We start from the raw sequence: 21,457 nt of genomic DNA, 5'->3' as shown, positions 1-21,457 counted from the left end.
ATCGTATACGCAGTGAAAATAAAACTCATTTTTTTGTGTTTTTAGAAAAATGATTCCCTTAATATGAACTAGTTGCGAGTCCAACTTTTTACAGTTTTTTAAGTGTAATAGGAGACCATTCGAGTTTTGCCGGACTACAAATTGTTAAAGTTTAGTAGGATCGTATACGCGGTGAAAATAAAACTCATTTTTCCGTGTTTTTAGAAAAATGATTCCCTTAATAAGAACTAGTTGCGAGTCCAACTTTTCACAGTTTATTGAGTGTAAGAAGAGACTATTCGAGTTTTGCCGAATTGTTAATTGATAAAATTTAGTAGGATCGTATACGCGGTGAAAATAAAACTCATTTTTCTATGATTTTAGAAAAATGATTCCCTTAATAAGAACTAGTTCGGTATAATGGTATCATCTCCTAGAGGAAGTGAAAAACATGATCGAAAATCTATTGCGCCCGGAGGTTCTGCTGTCAAACGTAGTTGTTTGTTTGGCGACTTTTTTTATTACACGATGGGTGCTCACACGAAAACCAAAACCTGAACGACCAAAAGAAATCGTTCAAATCCCTGAAAAAACCAGTGATGGGATAACCATTCTTGAAATATCTTTAGCCACACTGCAATCATATAAAACAAATTTAAGTAAATTTGGCTATGTCTATTTTCAGGAAACAACACCGATCGTGGTTCAGCAATTGAAGGCTGAAACGGACAGTTTAGTCGTATCGGAAGCGAATCAGCCCATACATGAGCTATTGCAGAAAAACTATAAAAAGTTATCTGATTTTCAGGAGCAAGAGGCGACAGATACGAAGAAATTAGAGCTAGAAGTATTGAATCATGTTAATAAAACGATCATTACTTGGCGGAATTTCTTGAAAGAAAGCAGGTGACAGTATGTCAAAAGCGACAGATACGGAAGTCTATCAACTGCTGGGGGAATGGCATATCCCCTATGAACGTGTCGATCACAAAGCCGTGTTTACAGTGGCGGAGATTGATTTTGAGATTGACGGTACGGATGTGAAAAACTTGCTGATGAAAAGCAAGAAGACGAAAAATTACTATTTTATCATCTGCCCCGGTCAAAAAAAGCTGGATATCAAGGCACTGGCTAAAGTATTAGGTGAAAACCAGTTATCCTTTGCTTCAGAAACTGAACTTTTTGAGTTGTTGGGTCTGGAGAGGGGCTCTGTCACACCGCTGGCTTTGCCTCATGATACTGAGCGACAGATTAGCTTGGTCATTGATGATGCGATTGATCAGACCGAAAAAATCGGATTTCATCCTAATACAAATACGGCGACACTCGTGATTGCTTTCAATGATTTCAAACGATTTTTAGCCAATTTAAACATTGAACCAACATATTTAAATATTCCAGCAAAACACCCCGTGGATTGATTTCTCGGGTTGTTTTTTTTGTTCAAACCATTTTAGGACAAAAAAACACTCATTTATGAATAGTACTACATTGAAATTAGGATTACGATTATAATAGTAATTGTTGGTATATAAAGTTGAAAGGAGTACTGAGATGAAAAAGAGGCGAGGTTTGATTTATTCTTTTATTTTAACGGGAGCGATTTTCGTTTCCTTTGGGTTTAGTTGCAAGGTAGTTGCAGCAAGTGCGCCGAATGTTGAACAAACAATTGGTTCTTCAAAAGAGAGAGTTGAGCAGGTCTTCAATGAAGGGATGACAATAGAAGGTCCAACAGAGGTAAAAGCCGGAGACAAAGGGACGTTTGACATTCAGATAGACTATGAAGGAATTCCTTTTGATGGAAAATATGTCTTTAACTATGATGAGTCACTGATCAAAATAGATGCTCAAGGAAATTGGGAAGCATTAAAGGCTGGAGAAGTAGACATAGTATTTGGCTATGTTCCAAGTGAACAAATGTTGGATGATCTGAGAGAACATTTTGGCGGAAAAATCCCTGAGCAGAAAGATATTGCTAAGACATTTAAAATAAAGATTTCGGACAATCTAGATGTGTTTAATATAGGCATGGATTTAAAAGGGCCAACCAACGTAGAAGTTGGAGACAAAGGGACGTTTGACATTCAGGTAGATTATGAAGGAGTTCCTTTTGATGGGAAATATGTGTTTTATTCTGATGAATCGCTGATCAAAATAGATGCGCAAGGAAATTGGGAAGCGCTGAAAGCAGGAAAGGTCGACATAGTATATGGCTATATTCCTAGCGAAAAAATGCTGAATGATCTGAAGAACCATTTTGGCGGTGTTATCCCACCACAAGAAGAGATAGCTAAAGCATTCCAACTAACAATTTCTGAAAAGCAAAAAAGTTCTGACATGGTTTTTAATGTAGGAATGGATTTGCGTGGTCCTAAGGCCGTGGAGGTCGGAGATAAAGGTAAGTTTGACATCAAAGTCAATTATGAAGGGATTCCTTTTGACGGGAAATATGTGTTCAACTATGATAAATCACTGATTAAGGTTGACGAACAAGGAAACTGGGAAGCGTTGAAAGCAGGGAAAGTTAACATAAACTACGGGTATTTACCTAGTAAGAAAATGTTGGCGGCGATAGAAAAACATTTTGATGGTGAAATACCGCCACAAACCGCCATCGCTTTGATTCATCCGATGTATATAACTGATAATCAAATGATCTTCAATGAAGGGATGATCTTAAATGGACCTACCAATGTAGAAGTTGGAGATAAAGGTAAGTTCGGCATCAAGATAGATTATGAAGGAATTCCTTTTGATGGAAAATATGTCTTTAACTATGATGAGTCACTGATCAAAATAGACGCCCAAGGAAATTGGGAAGCGTTGAAGGCAGGGGAGGTTGATATAACATTCGGCTACTTGCCAAGCAAAAAAATGCTGGAGGACATAATGAATCATTTCGGTGGCGAGATTCCACCACAAAAGGAAATCGCTAAAATTCACAAAATGCTGATTTCTGAAAAAGCGATCCAACAGCCTGAACCGCTTCAAACGAGTGCCTCAACAACTAAGCAGTATCCTGTTACGTCAAGTAAGCAATTACCAAGAACTGGAGAGCGAAAAATGTCGACCTTCATTTATTTAGGAGCCTTTATTACGGTGTTTGCTGTGTGGTTGATCGCTCGTAATAGACGAGTATCAAAATAAAATTCTATCCAAGTAAAAAGCCCTGCAGTTTTCTGCAGGGCTTAGTTGCGTTTAACGCATCCGCAAGCGGCGGCGAATGCCGTCTACTCTAGGACCTAATAATTTGTCGGCCATTCTGGTTTTCAAGGCTAAGATCATATAAGTCAAGCCGCCAAAAGCAGCAACGATCAAAATAATGATCATAGACTGAACTTTTGAATCTGAGCTTAATACTAATTCGCAGCCGAATTTTACTACAAAAGCAATGACACCCATGATCAATGACATAACAGTTACTTTTGCTACTGAAGTGATCGTTTCTCTAAACGGAAATTGCGTGATGACGTGAATTCGATCTAATAGGAACATATTTGCCACCAAGAAGCCTAGGAAAGTAGCAATCAACGGACCATATGCTTCAAACAGATATGTCAATGGAAACTGAGCAACGATTTTAACGAAAATACCGATACATAAATACCATACAGCTTGCATATTGCCATCCAACCCTTGCAGCATTGTCGAACAGACCATGAAGAGTCCCATCATGATACCAACGACACAGGAAGCAGCGAGTAATTCGGAGCCGAGGGGATTTGGCCAGTAAAATAATGTATTCAATGGATAAGCCAAAACAATCATTCCAACAGTTGCCGGCATCATCACAAAGAATAATAATTGGATATTATTCGTCACTAGTTTTGCTAAGCCTTGATGGTCATTTTTTGTGAAGCGCTCCGTAATCAAAGGCAGACCGGCAGTTGCCATTGCGGTTCCAAGGGCGATCACGACCATCGTTAGTTTATCCGGATTCGCTGAGATCAAGGCGAAGAGATCAGCATTTTTAGCCGCTGAGTAATCTGTTACGATCGACATGATCTTCTCAAAAGAATACTGGTCAATCAGTTTAAAAATGCTGATGGCACTACCCACTATGATAAATGGAATCGCCTGCTGGATCATTTGAATAACTAATTGCCGTCCTGAGAAAGTAATTTCATTATTGCTCTCTCGGATCAATTCACGAAAAGACGCGCGTTCCTTAAGTAGTGAGAATAACAAAACACCCATTGCGAAGGCTACACCGATAAAAGCCGCAAAGGTCGAATGTACCACAGCGGTTTTATAGCTGCCATTGTTGACCTGCATAATAATGAAAGCGGAAGCCAACATATAGCAGACACGCGCGATTTGTTCGATGATCTGAGAAATCGCGTAAGGCTTCATGTTGTTGTTTCCTTGGAAGAAGCCGCGGATCACGCTCATGGCAGGGAAAATCAGCAAAACTACACTTAGTGACCGCATCACCGGCACTAGATCTGCATTTCCCTGTGACAGGTAAGGGGCGCCTAAGAACATGATAGCCGCACAAATCACACCGCCGATGGTCATCAGCCGCATCGTGTAAAATAACAATTTTTTACTTAATCCGTACTCATTCATGGAATTGTAGCGGGCAGTTTGTTTCGCTACTGCCGCCGGGATTCCTGCGGTAGAGATCATTAAGAACAGTGCATAGACGTTATAGCCCTTAGTGTATAAGTAATTGGCTTCCAGTCCATGAGGCTGCATCCAGGCAATCCATGGAATCACATAGACTGCGCCTAGTAATCGGGAGAAGATATTTCCGACAGTTAACCAAGCGGTGCTCTGAACCATCTTCTCTTGCGCACTGGCTTGCTTTTTCGGTTTAACGGGCGCCGTTTCGTCGGCTTTGATCGGTTCGTCGACCGGTCTTTGCGCAATTTTCTTTTTGCGTTCTTTAGGCGGGGCTGCCGCCTCTGTATGATAACGAGCCATCCGCGAAGGCGTTTCATGGAGCTCGTTTTCGTAAGTGTTTTTATCAGTCATATAAACCAGCTTTCTGCAACAGTATCCTCCATATTCTACCTGTTCTTTCCCTCACTTACAATCCTGTCTGGGCATCTTTAAGATTTAGGTATAAAAGTATCGATGTGATTGGCAAAACTTTCAAGATTTCGCGTTTGGATATAAACTGAACCACGTCCGTGAAACTCATTGACCACACCTTCGCCAGTCTTGAAGCCAAAGGTGCCAGAAGCAACACGAATGTTGTAATCTAAAGAACTAGTCCAAGCAATGACATGTTGGTTGTCAATGATTACCGGATTATGACCGTCCAGATCAATTTTCTCTACATCACCAAAAGCCGATACCAAGATTTTGTCCGCTGCCAGTAGTTTCCATAACAAATAATCCGCCAGTTCCGCCCAATAAGGCACCGGAAAGCTTTTGCCGTTTCATTTGATAATTGACGTTTTCTTCACTGGCAAGAAATGCTCCCGTGTTCAAGCGCCAGTGCTCAGCACCGACATCCAGTGAAAAAATTTTGCCCGGAACAGCAGGGGCAATGGCGATCATCGCATCGTTCGAGTGCGCAGTAGCGGTGCTGATAAAGAAGCTTTCGCCGCTAGTTACAGAGCGACCTAGAGCGCTCAACGCACCGCCAATTCCTTTCTTGCCGTTGGTGTTCATTTGACCTTCTAATTCAATCTCACCGATTTCATAGACCATGGCGCCGGGTTCGATGCGGATTTTTTCTCCTTTGCTTAACTGTACTTTCGCAATTGGAGCGAATGCGCTGTCTGATAGTTCATATTTCATTGTTAAAACCCCTTTCATGATATTCGCTAAAATTATATCATTTTAAGTATCTTTTCAGTGAGATTTTGATAAGATTATCAAAAGGGAAAAGTATGGAGGAGAAAGTATGGAAATTTTATCTTTTGAACAAGTCCAGTTTATTCGCCAAAAGAACACTTTGCTTCAGGATATCGATTGGCGTATTAATGCAGGAGAAGATTGGGCAGTCTTGGGATTGAATGGCGCCGGGAAGAGCTTAATGCTGAATATGATCTCAGGAAATTTATGGCCGACCAGTGGGAAGTTGACTGTTTTAGGTGAGGTCTTCGGTCGCACCTCAATCCCGGATTTAACGAAGCGAATCGGTTGGGTGAGTCAGTCTCTGCAGGAGCGGATTCATCGAGATGAGCAAGCGGAGTACATCGTATTGTCTGGGAAATTCGCTAGTATCGGTATCTATCAAAATTTTTCAGATACAGATATGGAGGAAGCAAAACAGTTGTTGATTTCTCTTGGTGCGAAGAAGTTAATCGGTAAAGTCTATCAAGTCTTATCTCAAGGTGAAAAGCAGATCGTCTTGATTGCGAGAGCTTTGATGGCAAAACCCGAGCTCTTGATTCTTGACGAACCGTGTAATGGGCTCGATTTATTTGCTCGCGAAGATTTATTAGAACGAATCAAACAAATGAAGCAGGCTGCAGAGGCACCCAGCTTGTTGTATGTGACTCATCACACGGAGGAAATCTTGCCGCTGTTGAATCATGTTTTGATGATTCGCGATGGCAAAATCTTTAAGCAAGGTCAACGGGATGAACTATTAACAGAAAGCGTCTTGAATGACTTTTATCAACGTCCAATTGCAATTCATACCATGGGGGATGATCGTAAGATGGTTATTCCGAAATAGATCAAATCCTCATTTATGGGGATTTTTTTGTAAGAAAACTAGAGATAAAAATATCGCAAAAAAGATATATCAGTCATTTCTTGAAAAAACGATTATCAGTTAATTATGATCGTCGATTCAATTTCTGGATTTATTTTTTATCGTTTGAGAAGTACAAGCTTTAATTATCTATTTCAATTAATAATTATCTTGATTATTTTAGCTTGGAGGTCGGTATAATTTCTAATGGAACACGTCCATATATAAAAGGGGCACTTAAATAACGGTTATTTATAGAACTTGATTTCTTATTTTCGGACATTTGATCTTAGAGTAAAAAGCTAATGAATAAGTGTATATAATCCGTTTTCTCTGGTTTTATTTGACATTTAGAATCTTCGTATCTCTGCTCCGGGTGTTATAATAAAGATAATTATGCGAGAGAAGGAGGCTTTTTAATCGTGAAGAAAAGTGTTTGTTTATTCTCAGTTGCTTTGCTGGGAGCATCTCTTTGTCCGAGTTCAGTATTCGCTGGAGAAACGCCCGCAGTTGAAACACCCAAAGTCATCACTGAATTTGTAGAAAGTCAAGAAAATAATCCACCTGAAGCAGCTGATGCGGTCAAATTACCAGAACAAACCGAATCAGCAGAAACAGCCATTGCTCCAGATGTTCAAAATCAAACTCAAGAGACTACAACAACCAATGAAGTTTTGCCAGAGACTGTTCCCGAAATACCACTAGAAAGTGCTCCAAGTGAAGAACCCGAGGTAATTAATCCAATTGAGTCAGCTGAAGAAGCGCAGACCGATTTAGCGACGGCAGAACAAACACTACAAACGACTGCAGAAAATGCAAAAGTTGATTCCGCGGAATCAACAATCCAAGCAGCAACGCCTGAAGCTAAAACCGCCCGCGCGGCGAATGTGCCCTTAAAAGATGATCATGATGGGAAAATCGTTGATCACGGAAAAGCCAGTACCGATGAAGCCGCTAAGATTTCTTCAGAGTATAATTTCATGCCGAATTTTGAAAATCTTGAAGGAATCGAAGTTGGAGGAACAAATGATTTCAATGAAGGAGCTTCCGCCTTCGATTTCAATCTTAAGAATGCAAAATTCAATACGATAACAGTGACCTATAAAAACGTTGGAACCTACAATGGCAAAGTTATTGACATGAAAGTTACGGTTATAGATTGGAATGTCTTTGCAGGTAATCCTTCTAGAACTCAAGTGTCTATCCATAAAACCCAAGGAATTACGATGCGTGGTATCAGTGATATTCGTTTAAATTATGCATTTCTTGACCGACTGACTGGTAAGCCGGCGAGCTTATCTGGTTTTTTCAACTTTACAGATATCGATTTGAAGCAAAGCATTGACATCTTTGACAACGCTAATGTACAAAACTTTTATGTGACAAAAGACAATGTCCTTTATTATAAGGTTCATAACGGGTACATTAAGATCGGTGATATTACGGGAAATAACTCGAATTTGAGCGACATGGATCATTGGTTGACCTATACCTATAAAAACATCTCTAGCTTCGATGTGCGTTACAATCAAGAATATGAAACAGGAGCCGTTTTTACCTATACCTACCAAGCGCCTGTAGTAATAGAAGAGAAACCGACAGTCGATCCGCAAGCACCGGATAATTCAAGGGAAACAAAAGAGCCGGAAGAGCTAAAAGCAGACTCGATAACACCAGTTAAGGATAAGCCAATTTCTCCAGTTAAAGTATCGGTCAAAGAAAAAGCTAAGCTGGTTCAATTAATAGAACAAAAACCTGTTTTTATCGCAACAAAACTTGCAGATAAAATAGCAAAGCCGCAAACCGTTGCGGAAGCTAGACAGCTTGTTCAAGAAAAACAAGTAGCACTGCCACAAACAAACGAAAAGAAGGCCTCCATTTTCACGACACTTGGTGGTGCGGGATTGGTTTTCCTATCTGGTTTATTTATAGTTAAAAAGAAAAAAGATCAGTAGGACGACAATCCTTTTGATACGAAATACAAAGAAAACGGCTCGCTCATAGCACCAACATATGAGCGGGCTTTTTGACGACTAGTTAAGAATTTTTAGGAAATCTGACAATACGGTAGTCAGATTAGAAATATTTCCTGTAGCTAGAATGTTTATTTCTAAATAAGTTCATTATTATTATTTTACAATATGTTATTTTAAAATTATTGATTTTCTTTATTTTTTTAAATTTAATAATATTGAAACATTATAATAAAGGCGTATATCGGCTTTTGGGGCGATTGTCACTTGTAAGATTTATAAAACAAATTATCCTTTAATGTGTTATAATAAATGTTGGTATTAATTAAAAGGAGGACGTTTTATGTTTAGAAAAAGTGTCTATTTGTTTTCGGTAGCGCTCTTGGGGGTAACGTTTGTGCCCAGCAGTGCCTGGGCGGATGAAACTACTGAGCCAACAACACCCGTGGTAACAACGGAATTAATTGAAAGCCCCACCGATGTTTCGGAACAGCCAATTTTGGAATCACAAGAGCCTGAGGCAGAGAATAAGCCTGAATTGGAGGAAGCTGTCGAAGAAGAAGGATTAACTCCAGAGAATATTGAAAATAATCAAGAGGGAACGGAGCAAGCTGAAATGCCCGTGGCTGAGTCAGTTGAGAAAGCAACCTCAGATGATGCTATAGAAAAAGCAACTCCTCAGCCAGCAGTTGGCTCAACTTCAACGATGCAGCCAGTGTCAACAAAAGCAGCTGTTCCTGTGCTGAAAGATGACAATGATGGAAAAATCGTCGACCATGAAAAGGCGATCACCGATGAGCAGGCTAAAATACCTGCTGAGTATAATTTCATGCCGAACTTTGATCATTTGGAGGATATCGTGGTGACTTCTGCTGGCAGTTACCAGGACCGGACAAATTATTTTGCTTTTGATTTGAGTCAGGAGACGCCTAACTCGATCACTGTAGTCTATAAGAATGTCGGAACTTACAATGGCAAGGTGATCGATATGAAGGTGACCGTCAAAGAATGGACTGCTTTCTCCGGTAGTTTATATAATCAACTCCGCATTCATAAAAAGAATGGAATCACCATGAGTGGAATCAGCGACGTACGTTTGAATTACTCGTTTCTTGACAATCTAACCGCTTCTGCTGTGAACGTTTCTGGCTTCTTCAATTTTACAGACATCGATTTGCTTCAAAGCATCGACCTGTTTGATCATAATAATGTTCAAAACTTTTATGTTACGCAAGGCAACCAATTATACTTTAAAACTCACAACGGTTATACCAAAGTTGGTGAGATCAATCGAAAAAAGACCAATGATCTAGACATGAATCACTGGTTAACGTATACCTATAAAAATGTGTCCAATTTTGATGTACGCTACAACCAAGACTATGATTCAGGAGCTATCTTTAACTATACGTATCAAGCACCAATCGTAATTGAAGAAACACCAATCACCTCTGAACCTGAAAAATCGGAAGTTATTGAGGAACTACCTGTACAAGAAGAAACATCATCTGAAAAAGCCACTGTGACAACAACCAAAACTGCGGAACCTGGAAAAGTAAAAACCGAGATAATGACACAAAGGGTTGCAGAAAAAGTACAACCTCAAAATATCACTCCAGCTGAAATAAAAGTAAAAGAAGCAGAACCTTTGAAACAAGCAGTTTTACCTCAGACAAATGTACAAAACAATTCGATTTTTGCGTTACTAGGCAGTGCCTGTATCGTACTTTTTATCGCGCTATTCAAGAATAAGAAAAAAGTATAGCTTGACGAAACTCCTTGGAATTATTTTCCAAGGAGTCTTTTGATGGTTGGTAGCGATAAATAAAACAACTGATTCTAATAATTTATTGATATAAATCGCTAATATAAAAAAGATGATTCATAATCAATAATAAATGTTATAATTATTGTTGGTATTTATCAAAAGGAGGTTGTTTTATGGTGAAAAAAGGTATTTATTTGTTTTCAGTGGCAATTTTAGGCTGTTCTTTGATACCAAGCACTGCTTGGGCTGACGAAACGAAAGAGCAGGCAGTATCAAATATTTCAACAGAATTTGTTGAGAGTCCAAGTAATGATGAGATAGCACCTGCTATTGTGGTAGCTGATCCTACGCAAACAAACACGCCGCTGATTGAGTCTGAGGTTGTTGAAACAGAACCAATTTCATCAGGATCAACAGAATTGGCTGTACCAGAAGTGACAGAAACAACGGAGTTAGAAGTACCAGCCAATCCAGTAGAAGTAGATGACGCAGAAATACCAGAAGTGTTAACCGAAGATGTCGCTGAGGAAAAACCAGAGTCTGAAGAGTTGGGAGTCGCTGTTCCCGATACGACAAAAACACCTGAATCAGATGAAGAAAAAGCAGCAGAGTCGATAAATGAAGTGAAAACGACAAAGGCAGCTGCCCCAGTGTTGAAAGAGAATAACGATGGTAAAATCGTGGATCATGAAAAAGCCATAACCGATGAAAATGCGAAAGTTCCAGCGGAATACGAGTTCATGCCAAATTTTGCGAATGTGAAAGAGGTTCTCGTTGGCGGTACCGTAAATTATATTAGTGATGGGTACACGTTTACCTTCGATCTAGATAGCGAAAAACCTGGTGTGATCACTGTCACCTATAAAAATGTCGGTACCTATAAGGGGAAGGTGATCGACATGAAGGTCACGGTTAATGGTTGGACAGCACTTGCTGGTAAACAGGTTCTCCACATCAACAAAGACAATGGGATCACCATGCGGGGAATTAGGGATGTGCTGCTGAACTATTCCTTCTTTGATAACCTGACGACAGCTCCGGTCAAACTATCTGGCTTCTTCAATTTTACGGATATTGATTTGGAGCAAAGTGTTGATCTTTTTAACAAAAATAATATTCAGCATTTCTATGTGACGAAGAACAATCAGCTTTATTATAAGATCAATGGAGACCATATCAAAATCGGTGAGATTGACAACATCAATACCACCAATTTAGATATGAGCCATTGGCTAGCATTTACCTACAAAAATGTTTTTGGTTTTGACGTCCGCTATAATCAGGATTATGAAACGGATGCTGTGTTTAATTATTCCTTCAAGTTACCCTTTATCATGCGAGATACACCGGGATTTTATGATCCGTCTATCCCGAAAGATGTAGAAATGCCTGATGAGCCAAATCCGACTGGAGATGGCAACCAGGGAACTATGGGAACTGTAGGAACGGTAAGTCCGGCAGTTGCTATAAGTGAAACGAGTGAAGTTATTACGGGAACTCAAGCGACGGTTCAGTTAGCCGATCAAACAGCTCCAGTTGCGGTGAGCCAAAAGACACAAGCAGAGCTGCCGAAAACGAATGTCAAAAAAGGCTCTTTCTTGACCATTCTTGGCGGTGCATGCATCTTACTATTTACAGCATTATTCTTTAAAAAGAATAATGTGTAGCAAAAAATCCTACTGAAAAATTTTTCAGTAGGATTTTTTTATTCAAGTAATTCTGCTTCTGAAATATCAGCCAGATAGTGATCCACAGCTGCTAATAAATCAGTCATTTTTTCGCGGTCAAAAGGGGAGGCAAGGTTGCCTAATTCTACTGTTTCTAAAAAGGTCTTACTTCCGCCAATTCGGCAGATCGCCAAATAATCGTCCCAAGTCATCGGATCATCCTTAACAATTTTCCGCTGCCAAAATTGCAGAGCACAGACTTGGGCCAAGGTATAATCAATGTAATAGAATGGAACTTCAAATATATGCCCTTGGCGATACCAGTAAATCCCACGTTCTAAAGCTTCGGATTCCTGATAATTACGCTCAGGACAATAGCTCTGCTCTAGCTCGCGCCAGCAATGCTTTCGATCGGCAACAGTCCATTCTGGGTGCAAATAGACTTCTTCTTGGAAATGATCGACTAAAGCACCATAAGGAAGAAATTGCAGGGCGCTGCTCAAATGTGCGAACTTGTACTTCTCGCTGTCACTCCCGAAAAACTTATCCATCCATGGCCAAGTTAAGAATTCCATACTCATAGAATGGATCTCCGCTGTGTCAGAAGTCGGAAAAACAAGTTCAGGCTCCGTGATCCAGCGGGACAAATAACTCTGGAAGGCATGTCCTGTTTCGTGAGTCAGGACATCGACATCATCAGAAGTGCCGTTGAAATTCGCAAAGATGAAGGGCATCTGTACTTCATCAATGAATTCGCAATAACCGCCGCTTTGTTTTCCTGGACGACTGGCTAGATCCATTAATTCCTGCTGTATCATCAAGTCGAAGAAGCTTCCAGTTTCGTTGGAAAGTTCATGGTACATCGCTTGAGCGCTTCGGACCAAAGTGTCGCGATTTCCCTGTGGACGAGGGTTGCCGTTTGGGTAAACTAATGGCAGGTCATAATGTAAAAGAGCATCGATACCAAGACGTTCTTTCTGGCGTTGATAAAGCTTTTGATTGATTGGAACGACTTTTTCGACAATGAATCGACGAAAATCATGAAGTTGCTTCCGGTCATAGCTCCAGCGATTCATCAATCGATCGCCATATTCAACATAATTTTTGAATCCTAATTTTTGCGCTTGTTGATGACGCACCTTCACCAGCTGATCATAGATATCATCAAATTCCTGTTCGTGAGCAACAAAGAAGCTTTCGTAGACTGCTTGAGCGGTTTTACGGGTCTTTCGATCTGGAACGGTAAAGAAGGCGGATAACTCGGACAGTGTACGCTTCTTCCCCTCGAAATCCAATTCAGCAGAAGCAATTAATTGCGAATATTGGCTGATGGCTTCATTCTCCTGCTGCTTCAACTCGATAACAGAATCGTCTAAAAGACGGAGCTGATCTTCTGCGAAAAGAAAAAGAGTCGCAGGAAAATCCGTTTCTAACTGTTTGCGAAAAGGGGAGCTCAGCAAGCTTTCGTAAAAATGATTGTGGATTTGGTCGACTAGCGGTGCATGATGATCCCAAAAATCATTCTCATCGCGATAAAAAGGGTCTTTAGTATCGATTGAATGACGGATATAAGCTAATTTCATATTTTTTGCCATCTCGCCGCGCAGGTGATTAAGCTTTTCTAGAGCCGCTTTAGCAGCTGAGTAATCTTCCGCTTCAACAAACTGTTGAGTAGTTTGGGTAAGCTTTTCTTTATAGTGAGTTAAATCAGGTCTTTGATATGAAATTTCTGAAAAAAGCATAATAAACCTCCTGTTATAATAGAATCTTTTCTATTATAACAGTTCCCACGATTTGTTTAATAGCTCGAAGTTCTTCCAGAGGATGATCAATCAATACAAGCAAAAGTGGAACCTGCAAAAAAACCTGCCAGCATCATGCTGGCAGGTTCCTCCTGTTTTATGAATTCATCATTAATTCTTCGTTTAGCAAACCGTCGATTGGCGTATAATCCATGCACAAATCATTGGCTACAGCTTCAATTGTAAGTTTGCCGTTGTAAGTATTCACACCGCGGCGAAGTGCTAGGTTGCTCTTCAAGATTTCTTCTAGCGGATTGTTTGCTAACAGATTAGCATAAGCCATCGTACTATTGCTCAAAGCATATGTTGCTGTTTGCGGAACGGCACCTGGCATATTGGCAACTGCGTAGTGAACGACTCCTTCTGCCACATATGTTGGATCGTCGTGGGTTGTCACACGATCTTCCGTTTCGAAAATACCGCCTTGGTCGATCGCAACATCGACAATTACACCATGATCCGGCATTTGTGCCACCATCTCTTTTGTTACTAAAGTTGGTGCTTTATGACCCGGAATCAGCACAGCTCCAATGACAAGGTCTGCTGTTTTCATCGCATCCTGGATATTATAGCTGTTTGACATCATTGTTTGTACACTGTTGCCGAAGATGATATCTAGTTCTTTCAAACGAGGAACACTAACATCTAATAGAGTTACGTTAGCCCCTAAGCCTAATGCTAGTTTTGCCGCATTCAATCCAACGACACCGCCGCCGATCACGACAACATTGCCGCGGCGTACGCCGGGAACCCCTGATAATAAGATACCTTTTCCGCCGTTAACGCGTTCTAAATAGTTTGCTCCGATCTGAGCAGCCATTCGACCAGCGATTTCACTCATTGGAGCAAGCAATGGTAAGGTATTGTCTGCTGGTTGGACATTTTCATATGCGATGGCATTGACACCGCTGTTTACTAAAGCTTCAGTCAGTGGTCTATTGGCAGCTAGATGCAGATAGGTGAACAATAATAATCCTTTGCGGAAATACTGATATTCTTCGGGAAGTGGCTCTTTGACTTTCATGACCATTTCAGCAGCCCAGACGTCAGCGGCCTTCTCGATGATCGTCGCTCCAGCCGCAGCATATTCCTCGTCTGTAATGGCTGAACCTTTGCCGGCGTCCTTTTCGACTAATACTTGATGCCCACGGTTGGTTAGATCAAATACTCCAGAGGGGGGAAGAGCTACTCGGTTTTCGTTGTTCTTGATTTCTTTAGGAATTCCAATAATCATTTGACACACTCCTTCTTAACGATTCGTATACGAAGTGGATTCGCTTACAAAATAATTGTACAGGACTTCAGAACAATTTCAACTAAGAATTTGCAAAGTGTTTCACATCGATGAATGATTATGACCAAATGAAATCCTTTACAAATTTTAATGGTGAGTGCTATTTGCTTAGCAGGTTCTTATTGATGAGGTGTGCCTGATAAAAATTATTATTTCTATAATGAGACATAAAATATTTGCGAAAAAGGTGAATACTAGGGATAATAGGGATAAGATATTAAGGAGCGAAGTTACTATGCCAGATAAACAACGAATTGATCAATTAAAGGAGCAGGTCAGCTTCCTAGAAGCGCGCTTGACTCGTTATGAAGAATTATTACATGGTCCAATGCTGAGAAGGATCATTTTTGGCGGAGGACGTAGAGCAAAGCTCAGTATCCTGGAAATTATCGTTGGGTTAGTCGTGCTGTTATATACATTATTTCGAATCGATTTAGGAGTAATTTTTGCTGTCATCGTCATTTTGTCATTGATTGTTATTCTTTTTTCTGCGATTCAATTGAATGTGCTGCGCAAGAAGAACGGAAAAGAGAAGTACCAGCGGATGATCAACAGTTTAACAGCGGAGAAGGCTTCAATGGACAAGGAATTAGATCGTTTGATCGCAGCAAAAAATGGACTTGAGTAAATGACTCAAGTCCATTTTTGATGTGCCAGCTAAGTTTTCATAGTATCAAAGCAATTTAGGTCACCTAAAAGAAAATCGGCTCTTTTCTTCTGGAAAAGCAAGTACTGTCTAGTGATGAAACTTAACTTCGTATTAGCTGATTATTTCGCTTGTTGGTTTGATCCACCAGATATTGGATTTTATTAAGTGAGTGGATACTTGGACAAAGTTCGACAGCGATGATCGGTGTTTGACAATCCGGCACATCGAAGGTAGAAGTACTGATAACAATATCATACTCTTCAAAAACCTCTAAGTAGCTTTTACTATGTAATTGATCAACATTCATTTGGTGGATCACATAATTTCCTCGAAGCGAGAAGCGCAGCAGTTCTGTTAATAAACTTTCCTGCATTCTCGAATCGGTAGATACGACTAGCAGATTGACGGGCTTTTCTGACTGCTTCATCCCGTTTAAACAACTAGGTACAGTAGCGACGATCTGATAAATATAGTTGTCAATAAACTCTGGCGTACCAAAAAGCTGATAGTTTTCTGTGAACTCAATTACTAAACTACGCAGCTGATGGACGCAATGAGCATGGAAAGTTTCTAATAACCGCAGACAATCCTTTTTTCGATCCTGCACTACACTAATGAACTCCTTGGTTTTCGCATGGAAGAGGTGTTGATTAATCAAGATGGTAGCCATCTGATCCTTTTGTTGTTCGGTTAAGGGAGTGACCAACATGGTACTCAGTTTTTCTGCCAAATCATAGTGTGTTTCGTAATGATAGGCCAATGAATAATTTGTTTTGATGACCTTTTCTCTTTGCTCTTCACCTAGGATGAACAGATCGGAGTAAAGCAGCCAAAAACTATCCTTCATGATATCTTCAGAATAGAGAATCCGTAATTCTTTGCGCAGATAAGGCCCAAAATTGTTGATAGCTTTTTGATCTGGCGGCAGAATGGCACTGGATTTAAGCGTTCGTGTTGTGATGCGATGTCCTCTTGATATTCGTACAAGGCTAACAAAGAAGCACAGGCTCAAGCGGTTGTATTGTGCAAGAGAGACAGTCAAATTATTCTCCGCGATCATTGAACGAACAACTTCATCGCCAAAGCGGAAAAATTCCATGCTGAAACGTGTGTTTTCCCGTTCGATCTTTTTTTCGGTAAAATACAAGAAAAACAAATGACGGATCGCTGTTTCATTTCCGGTCAAACGAAACGGGCGACGCTGAATGCTCAATTTCCATTGTCCCAAAGCTTCCTGCAGATCCTTCATTGCGGATTGGACCGTGGTCATGCTGCAAAACAATTTTCGTGAAAGCTCCTGTAAGGTGAAGCATTCCTCAAAAAAAATCATCTCTAGGATTCTAAAGGCCATCGAATTGCCAAGTAATGTTGAATAAAGGACATCAATCGTTGCATTATCCTTTAGCTCTAATCGATAAAGACTGTTTTCTCGTATCACCTTGTAATAATCACTCTGTGTATTAATGGAGCGTATGTCATTCAGCAACGCGGGAATCGTACAATCAGTAATTTTTGCTAATTCTTCGCTTGAGCGAGGATGCTGCGAGTAATAGAGTGTTTCAATTAAAAGTAATTGGCGCTGGCTATCTCGCTTAAGTAGACGGCGTAAGTTCATTATAAAGTTCCTTTCGTGATGGAAGTGGTTCAAAATCGTTAATAAATTGTTGGATTCGATCAAAATCTTTCGCTGTCGGAAAGGCATTGATCGCGATCAATGGACAGGAGGATACCAGACCTGTCATCGTTACGTTCGTAACTATCAAATCGTATTGTTGCGTTAATGCAGTTAGTTGATCCTGTAAGATAAATGGCGTTTCGAAATAATCATACTGGACGGATCCCTTGATGAAATCTGGAAAGACAGAATGCCAGAAACGTTCGTGAGTTGTCGAAGTGTCCGATAGCAGGAGAACCTTGATTGGTTGATCTGCATCAACTAAACGTTGGAGTAAATCATCTATTGTTGTAACTAAACAGCTTAGATATATCGGTATAAAACTGTCCCGCTTTTGCGGCTTTAAAAATTTACTCACAACTTTCTGGAGCTTTCTTATTTCTCGACTGTATTTTTTATTAATCAGCTTCACCATTGTTTCATCAGTTTCATGCAAAATCTCGATCGAACGTTTATCTGGATAGTAGCAGAACAGCTCATTTCCCAATATACGCAAGGTCTCAACGACTTCTATTTGTGAAAGAGGTCTTGCCAGCAAGTCACTGATTTGTTCCAATAGGAAATGATGGGCTTCATAGAAATTCGCTAATCGTTTGTTTCTTTTGTGTGCTAACGATTGCTGCTGACGGTTCAAAATCAACTGATGAGAAAATAACGGCCATAAACACTCTCTCAATTGAAGATTAGTAAATTCCATTGATGTTTCCCGGCGAATCAAGACACTTAATCGCTTAAGATCCTCCGCATCAGGAATAATCAATCCGCTCTCGAATGCGAGATTTTTCATAGCATGACCTTGTTTTTGCCGCTGTAATCCAATCAAGAAGCTATGCATTAGTTGAAAATGAACATTCATATTGTTTGTGATTTGATTTTCTTCAAGAATACGACGAATCAATTGGTCAACAGAATCAATCAATCCCTGAGAGAAGCCATAATCAGCAAAGGGCATCCGCGATTCTTTAAAAAATAGGTAATAGAAATGCCGTATCGATGTTTCATCACCAGTGACGCATAATGGGCGATGATCCACGGTGATGTCCCAGTGAACCATTTCATCCTTGACCGCTTTTAAATAGCGCTGCATATTTGAAAAGCTGCAATTCAAGCGATCAGCTGCGGGTTGAATGCCGCGACTTTTTTCAAAAAAAAGACTCTGAAGAACTTGGAATTCTAGGCTGCCACGCAAAATGTATGAGTACAAAACATCTATCGTGGCATAAAAATCAAACTCAATTGAATAGAGACCTTTCGTTTTTATAATATTTATTGGTAATTTCTCCTCATTAAGGAAACGAATATCACTAATTAGTGCCGGAAGTGAGCAATCCAAGATGTCCATCAAATACTCCGAAGGAAGCATATCCTTCGCAAAATAAAGCTCTTCAATCAGACGTAACCGTCTGGCAGTCTCCTTTTTCATTAACCCTCTAAGATTCATAAATAAAAACCCCTTGAATATTTTTTTATTTAATATAATCTCAAACGATTGATAAAACAAGCTCGAATACCTTAATTGTTTGTTATATATGTTATTTAACTAATTATGAATATAAATTATTATAAATTAGGATACCATTTTAATAAGGAAAAATACAAATTATTTTAAAAATCTTTGAATAATTTTTTTATTTTTTAATTTCTAATAAATAAAAAATAAAAAAATGAAAAAAAGAGAAAAAGAGAGTAAACTGTTGCCTTTCTGCCCAATAACGAATAGAATTGTCTTTGGAATACATTAAAAAAGATAGTGGAGGCTATACATTATGATCAATAAACAAAGTTTAGTTGAACAAGTAGCAGAAAAAACTGGATTGACAAAGAAAGACGCAACAGCGGCTGTAGATGCTTTATTTGACGGAATCCAATCATCATTGAAAGATGGCGAAAAAGTACAAGTGATCGGCTTCGGTAACTTTGAAGTACGCGAACGTGCAGCTCGTAAAGGTCGTAACCCTCAAACAGGTGAAGAAATCACCATCGCAGCAAGTAAATCACCTGCATTTAAAGCTGGTAAACAATTAAAAGACGCTGTAAAATAATCAGTTACTGCCTGCTCCTTGTGAGCAGGCTTTTTTTGTATATCAGGGTTATAAACTCTAAAAAAAGTGTTAAAAAAAGTTTGTGAATAGAAATTATCTTGTGTCTTTTGAAGAAAAAGAGTATATCTTAAAACAGTGAAAAATTTGGAGGAAACACATGTTTAATTTTCTACCACATTCGGTATTGCAGATGGGGACGATCTTCTTGTCGATTGTCATCGAAGCGATTCCTTTCGTTTTATTAGGATGTATCATTTCTGGTGCCTTACAGGTATTTTTAACGCCAGAACGAGTACAAAAAATCCTACCTAAAAATAAATTTTTAGCAATTCTCGTCGGCTCTTTTCTGGGCTTCTTTTTCCCTTCTTGTGAATGCGGTATTGTACCGATTGTTACTCAATTCATGCGCAAAGGAGTGCCTGAGCATACAGCGTTTGCTTTTATGGTGACTGCACCGATTATCAATCCGATTGTACTTTTCTCAACCTATATTGCTTTTGGAAACAGTACGAGATTTGCCTTTTTGAGAGCTTTAGGTAGCTTTATCGTGGCATTGATCATTGGATCATGGATCGCGTATTTCAATCGTTCGCCGATTTTAAAGGCAGAATTACCGAATCATTCGGCTCACGTACACAATGAAGGGTCAAGAAAATCCTTCGGTCAGAATATCTGGTCAGTTTTAGTGCATGGGATTGATGAGTTTTTCGATACCGGTCGCTATTTAATTATCGGAGCATTGATAGCCAGCGGAATGCAAGTTTTTTTACCAACGCAATTCATGCTGCAGCTAACTTCTTCGAAAATCATCGGAATCGTAGTCATGCTGGTATTGGCGTTCACCATGTCTCTTTGTTCTGAAGCAGATGCCTTTGTCGGATCATCATTACTAAGTTTGTTCGGAACGAATGCGATCGTGGCGTTTCTCGTTTTTGGTCCGATGGTCGACATCAAAAATCTGATGATGAGACGCAGTTTTCATGGGAAATTTATCTTGCAGCTGATCGCATTAATCAGTGTGGTCGTAACGGTCTATGCACTGGTGATATAAGGGGAGAGACAAATGATACGCTTTTTGATTTTATCTGGCTATTTCGAGTTAATGATGTATCTGCAGGTTTCCGGTAAATTGGATCAATATATCAATGTCCATTACCGTTATCTAGTCTTCTTGACGATGGCCTTATCGTTGGTATTGGCATTGGTTCAACTGAAAATTTGGGCTGGCGGAGAAAAGGGTGAAGTCCACGAGCATCACGATGGACATGATCATGGGTTGACAAAGTCTTATCAACGCGGAATCGCCTACTTATTATTAGTCTTACCGCTAGTAGTGGGCACGCTATTTCCGACGATCAGTCTGGATACGACGATTGTTGAAGCGAAGGGCTTTAGTTTCCCTGTCAGCAAAGAATCGGTGGGTGATCCCGAGATGACAACGCAATATTTGAAGCCTGATACAAGCATTTATTACAATAAGAGTGATTACACAGATCAAATGACCAAATTAATGACGAAATATGAGACGGATCAAAAATTGGAAATTACCGATGAGAATTATTTGGAAGTGATGGAATTGATCTATAATTATCCAAATTCTTTTGTCGGGAAAAAGATCGCCTTTAATGGCTTTGTATATGAAACAAATAAAAATAATCAAAAATATGATTTTTTGTTCCGCTTCGGAATTATTCATTGTGTTGCCGATTCGGGTGTGTTTGGTTTAATGACCAAATTGCCCTCCAATGTTGCAGTAAAAAATAATCAATGGTTGCACATTGAAGGGACGATCACTTTGGATTTCTTCGAACCCTTTGATCGTCAAATACCTTCAGTTGCAGTCAGCAGCGCTCAATCCGTGAGTGCTCCTAAAAATCAATATGTGTACCGCGCTTTTTAACAAAGGGAGTCTTCTGTAAATCAGAAGGCTCTTTTTTTATTAAATGGCAGCCA

General features: G+C 39.8%; 16 protein-coding genes and 1 pseudogene. 11 read left to right on the top strand and 6 right to left on the bottom strand.

Annotation, left to right across the window (positions count from 1 at the left end):
* Positions 1 to 430: 430 nt before the first annotated feature.
* The 3 genes from E6139_RS02950 to E6139_RS02940 all read left to right on the top strand — a co-directional run bounded on the left by E6139_RS02950 (position 431) and on the right by E6139_RS02940 (position 3,126).
* The gene (locus E6139_RS02950) at positions 431 to 889 is read left to right on the top strand and encodes a hypothetical protein (protein ID WP_316401556.1); all 459 of its coding nucleotides are present in this window, start codon (positions 431 to 433) and stop codon (positions 887 to 889) included.
* A gap of 4 nt (positions 890 to 893) precedes the next feature.
* Positions 894 to 1,400 carry a prolyl-tRNA synthetase associated domain-containing protein gene (locus E6139_RS02945; protein WP_316401555.1) on the top strand — a complete coding sequence of 169 codons (507 nt, stop codon included), beginning with the start codon at positions 894 to 896 and terminating at the stop codon, positions 1,398 to 1,400.
* Positions 1,401 to 1,533: 133 nt separating this feature from the next.
* Positions 1,534 to 3,126: an LPXTG cell wall anchor domain-containing protein gene (locus tag E6139_RS02940; RefSeq protein WP_316401554.1), complete on the top strand. Its 1,593-nt coding sequence runs from the start codon at positions 1,534 to 1,536 to the stop codon at positions 3,124 to 3,126.
* A gap of 51 nt (positions 3,127 to 3,177) precedes the next feature.
* Here E6139_RS02940 and E6139_RS02935 read toward each other — a convergent pair whose 3' ends face one another.
* Together E6139_RS02935 and E6139_RS02930 are read right to left on the bottom strand one after the other, a co-directional pair.
* Positions 3,178 to 4,956 (bottom strand): polysaccharide biosynthesis protein, encoded by a 1,779-nt coding sequence (locus E6139_RS02935; RefSeq protein ID WP_316401553.1) that lies wholly within the window; start codon positions 4,954 to 4,956, stop codon positions 3,178 to 3,180.
* 77 nt (positions 4,957 to 5,033) lie between these two features.
* Positions 5,034 to 5,730, bottom strand: a pseudogene (locus E6139_RS02930) (TIGR00266 family protein).
* Between the two features lie 106 nt (positions 5,731 to 5,836).
* Here E6139_RS02930 and E6139_RS02925 point away from each other — a divergent pair.
* The 4 genes from E6139_RS02925 to E6139_RS02910 all read left to right on the top strand — a co-directional run bounded on the left by E6139_RS02925 (position 5,837) and on the right by E6139_RS02910 (position 12,042).
* Positions 5,837 to 6,616 carry an ABC transporter ATP-binding protein gene (locus E6139_RS02925; RefSeq protein ID WP_316401552.1) on the top strand — a complete coding sequence of 260 codons (780 nt, stop codon included), beginning with the start codon at positions 5,837 to 5,839 and terminating at the stop codon, positions 6,614 to 6,616.
* Positions 6,617 to 7,056: 440 nt separating this feature from the next.
* A complete protein-coding gene (locus tag E6139_RS02920; protein ID WP_316401550.1) occupies positions 7,057 to 8,589 on the top strand; it encodes an LPXTG cell wall anchor domain-containing protein in 1,533 nt (510 codons plus the stop codon).
* 361 nt (positions 8,590 to 8,950) lie between these two features.
* Positions 8,951 to 10,372 carry an LPXTG cell wall anchor domain-containing protein gene (locus E6139_RS02915; protein WP_316401549.1) on the top strand — a complete coding sequence of 474 codons (1,422 nt, stop codon included), beginning with the start codon at positions 8,951 to 8,953 and terminating at the stop codon, positions 10,370 to 10,372.
* 176 nt (positions 10,373 to 10,548) lie between these two features.
* A complete protein-coding gene (locus tag E6139_RS02910) occupies positions 10,549 to 12,042 on the top strand; it encodes an LPXTG cell wall anchor domain-containing protein (protein ID WP_316401547.1) in 1,494 nt (497 codons plus the stop codon).
* A gap of 38 nt (positions 12,043 to 12,080) precedes the next feature.
* On the opposite strand, the gene E6139_RS02905 is transcribed toward E6139_RS02910, so the two are convergent.
* Together E6139_RS02905 and ald are read right to left on the bottom strand one after the other, a co-directional pair.
* On the bottom strand, positions 12,081 to 13,784 hold the full coding sequence (locus E6139_RS02905; RefSeq protein ID WP_316401546.1) for a M3 family oligoendopeptidase: 1,704 nt from the start codon (positions 13,782 to 13,784) through the stop codon (positions 12,081 to 12,083).
* Between the two features lie 157 nt (positions 13,785 to 13,941).
* Positions 13,942 to 15,078, bottom strand: a complete 1,137-nt coding sequence (gene ald / locus E6139_RS02900) for an alanine dehydrogenase (protein ID WP_316401545.1) — start codon at positions 15,076 to 15,078, stop codon at positions 13,942 to 13,944.
* Positions 15,079 to 15,373: 295 nt separating this feature from the next.
* Between ald and E6139_RS02895 the strand changes: the two genes are divergently transcribed.
* On the top strand, positions 15,374 to 15,766 hold the full coding sequence (locus tag E6139_RS02895) for a hypothetical protein (RefSeq protein ID WP_316401544.1): 393 nt from the start codon (positions 15,374 to 15,376) through the stop codon (positions 15,764 to 15,766).
* A gap of 121 nt (positions 15,767 to 15,887) precedes the next feature.
* On the opposite strand, the gene E6139_RS02890 is transcribed toward E6139_RS02895, so the two are convergent.
* Both E6139_RS02890 and E6139_RS02885 read right to left on the bottom strand, forming a co-directional pair.
* Positions 15,888 to 17,402 (bottom strand): helix-turn-helix domain-containing protein, encoded by a 1,515-nt coding sequence (locus tag E6139_RS02890; RefSeq protein WP_316401543.1) that lies wholly within the window; start codon positions 17,400 to 17,402, stop codon positions 15,888 to 15,890.
* Positions 17,380 to 18,903, bottom strand: coding sequence for a helix-turn-helix domain-containing protein (locus E6139_RS02885; protein WP_316401542.1), 1,524 nt, complete (start codon positions 18,901 to 18,903; stop codon positions 17,380 to 17,382). Before E6139_RS02885 ends, E6139_RS02890 begins: the two co-directional genes overlap by 23 nt.
* Before the next feature lie 325 nt (positions 18,904 to 19,228).
* On the opposite strand from E6139_RS02885, the gene E6139_RS02880 reads away from it, so the two are divergent.
* From E6139_RS02880 to E6139_RS02870, 3 genes are all read left to right on the top strand, one after another.
* Positions 19,229 to 19,504: an HU family DNA-binding protein gene (locus E6139_RS02880; protein WP_316401541.1), complete on the top strand. Its 276-nt coding sequence runs from the start codon at positions 19,229 to 19,231 to the stop codon at positions 19,502 to 19,504.
* Positions 19,505 to 19,661: 157 nt separating this feature from the next.
* Positions 19,662 to 20,555 carry a permease gene (locus tag E6139_RS02875; protein WP_316401540.1) on the top strand — a complete coding sequence of 298 codons (894 nt, stop codon included), beginning with the start codon at positions 19,662 to 19,664 and terminating at the stop codon, positions 20,553 to 20,555.
* A gap of 12 nt (positions 20,556 to 20,567) precedes the next feature.
* Entirely contained in the window at positions 20,568 to 21,404 is an 837-nt protein-coding gene (locus E6139_RS02870) for a TIGR03943 family putative permease subunit (protein WP_316401539.1), read from the top strand.
* Positions 21,405 to 21,457: the final 53 nt, after the last annotated feature.

This window comes from Enterococcus sp. (assembly GCF_032555305.1).
Taxonomy (GTDB): domain Bacteria; phylum Bacillota; class Bacilli; order Lactobacillales; family Enterococcaceae; genus Enterococcus_A.
The sequence above is the reverse complement of the archived record's forward strand: the minus strand, read 5'-3'. Positions and strand labels throughout refer to the sequence as shown.

Excerpts from the sequence above, each read along its gene's own strand:
- E6139_RS02925 (WP_316401552.1), top strand. The coding sequence starts at position 5,837 with ATGGAAATTTTATCTTTTGAACAAGTCCAGTTTATTCGCCAAAAGAAC.
- E6139_RS02875 (WP_316401540.1), top strand. The coding sequence starts at position 19,662 with ATGTTTAATTTTCTACCACATTCGGTATTGCAGATGGGGACGATCTTC.
- E6139_RS02885 (WP_316401542.1), bottom strand. The coding sequence starts at position 18,903 with ATGAATCTTAGAGGGTTAATGAAAAAGGAGACTGCCAGACGGTTACGT.
- E6139_RS02945 (WP_316401555.1), top strand. The coding sequence starts at position 894 with ATGTCAAAAGCGACAGATACGGAAGTCTATCAACTGCTGGGGGAATGG.
- E6139_RS02890 (WP_316401543.1), bottom strand. The coding sequence starts at position 17,402 with ATGAACTTACGCCGTCTACTTAAGCGAGATAGCCAGCGCCAATTACTT.
- E6139_RS02940 (WP_316401554.1), top strand. The coding sequence starts at position 1,534 with ATGAAAAAGAGGCGAGGTTTGATTTATTCTTTTATTTTAACGGGAGCG.
- E6139_RS02935 (WP_316401553.1), bottom strand. The coding sequence starts at position 4,956 with ATGACTGATAAAAACACTTACGAAAACGAGCTCCATGAAACGCCTTCG.
- E6139_RS02915 (WP_316401549.1), top strand. The coding sequence starts at position 8,951 with ATGTTTAGAAAAAGTGTCTATTTGTTTTCGGTAGCGCTCTTGGGGGTA.
- E6139_RS02870 (WP_316401539.1), top strand. The coding sequence starts at position 20,568 with ATGATACGCTTTTTGATTTTATCTGGCTATTTCGAGTTAATGATGTAT.
- E6139_RS02910 (WP_316401547.1), top strand. The coding sequence starts at position 10,549 with ATGGTGAAAAAAGGTATTTATTTGTTTTCAGTGGCAATTTTAGGCTGT.
- E6139_RS02880 (WP_316401541.1), top strand. The coding sequence starts at position 19,229 with ATGATCAATAAACAAAGTTTAGTTGAACAAGTAGCAGAAAAAACTGGA.
- E6139_RS02950 (WP_316401556.1), top strand. The coding sequence starts at position 431 with ATGATCGAAAATCTATTGCGCCCGGAGGTTCTGCTGTCAAACGTAGTT.
- ald (WP_316401545.1), bottom strand. The coding sequence starts at position 15,078 with ATGATTATTGGAATTCCTAAAGAAATCAAGAACAACGAAAACCGAGTA.
- E6139_RS02895 (WP_316401544.1), top strand. The coding sequence starts at position 15,374 with ATGCCAGATAAACAACGAATTGATCAATTAAAGGAGCAGGTCAGCTTC.
- E6139_RS02905 (WP_316401546.1), bottom strand. The coding sequence starts at position 13,784 with ATGCTTTTTTCAGAAATTTCATATCAAAGACCTGATTTAACTCACTAT.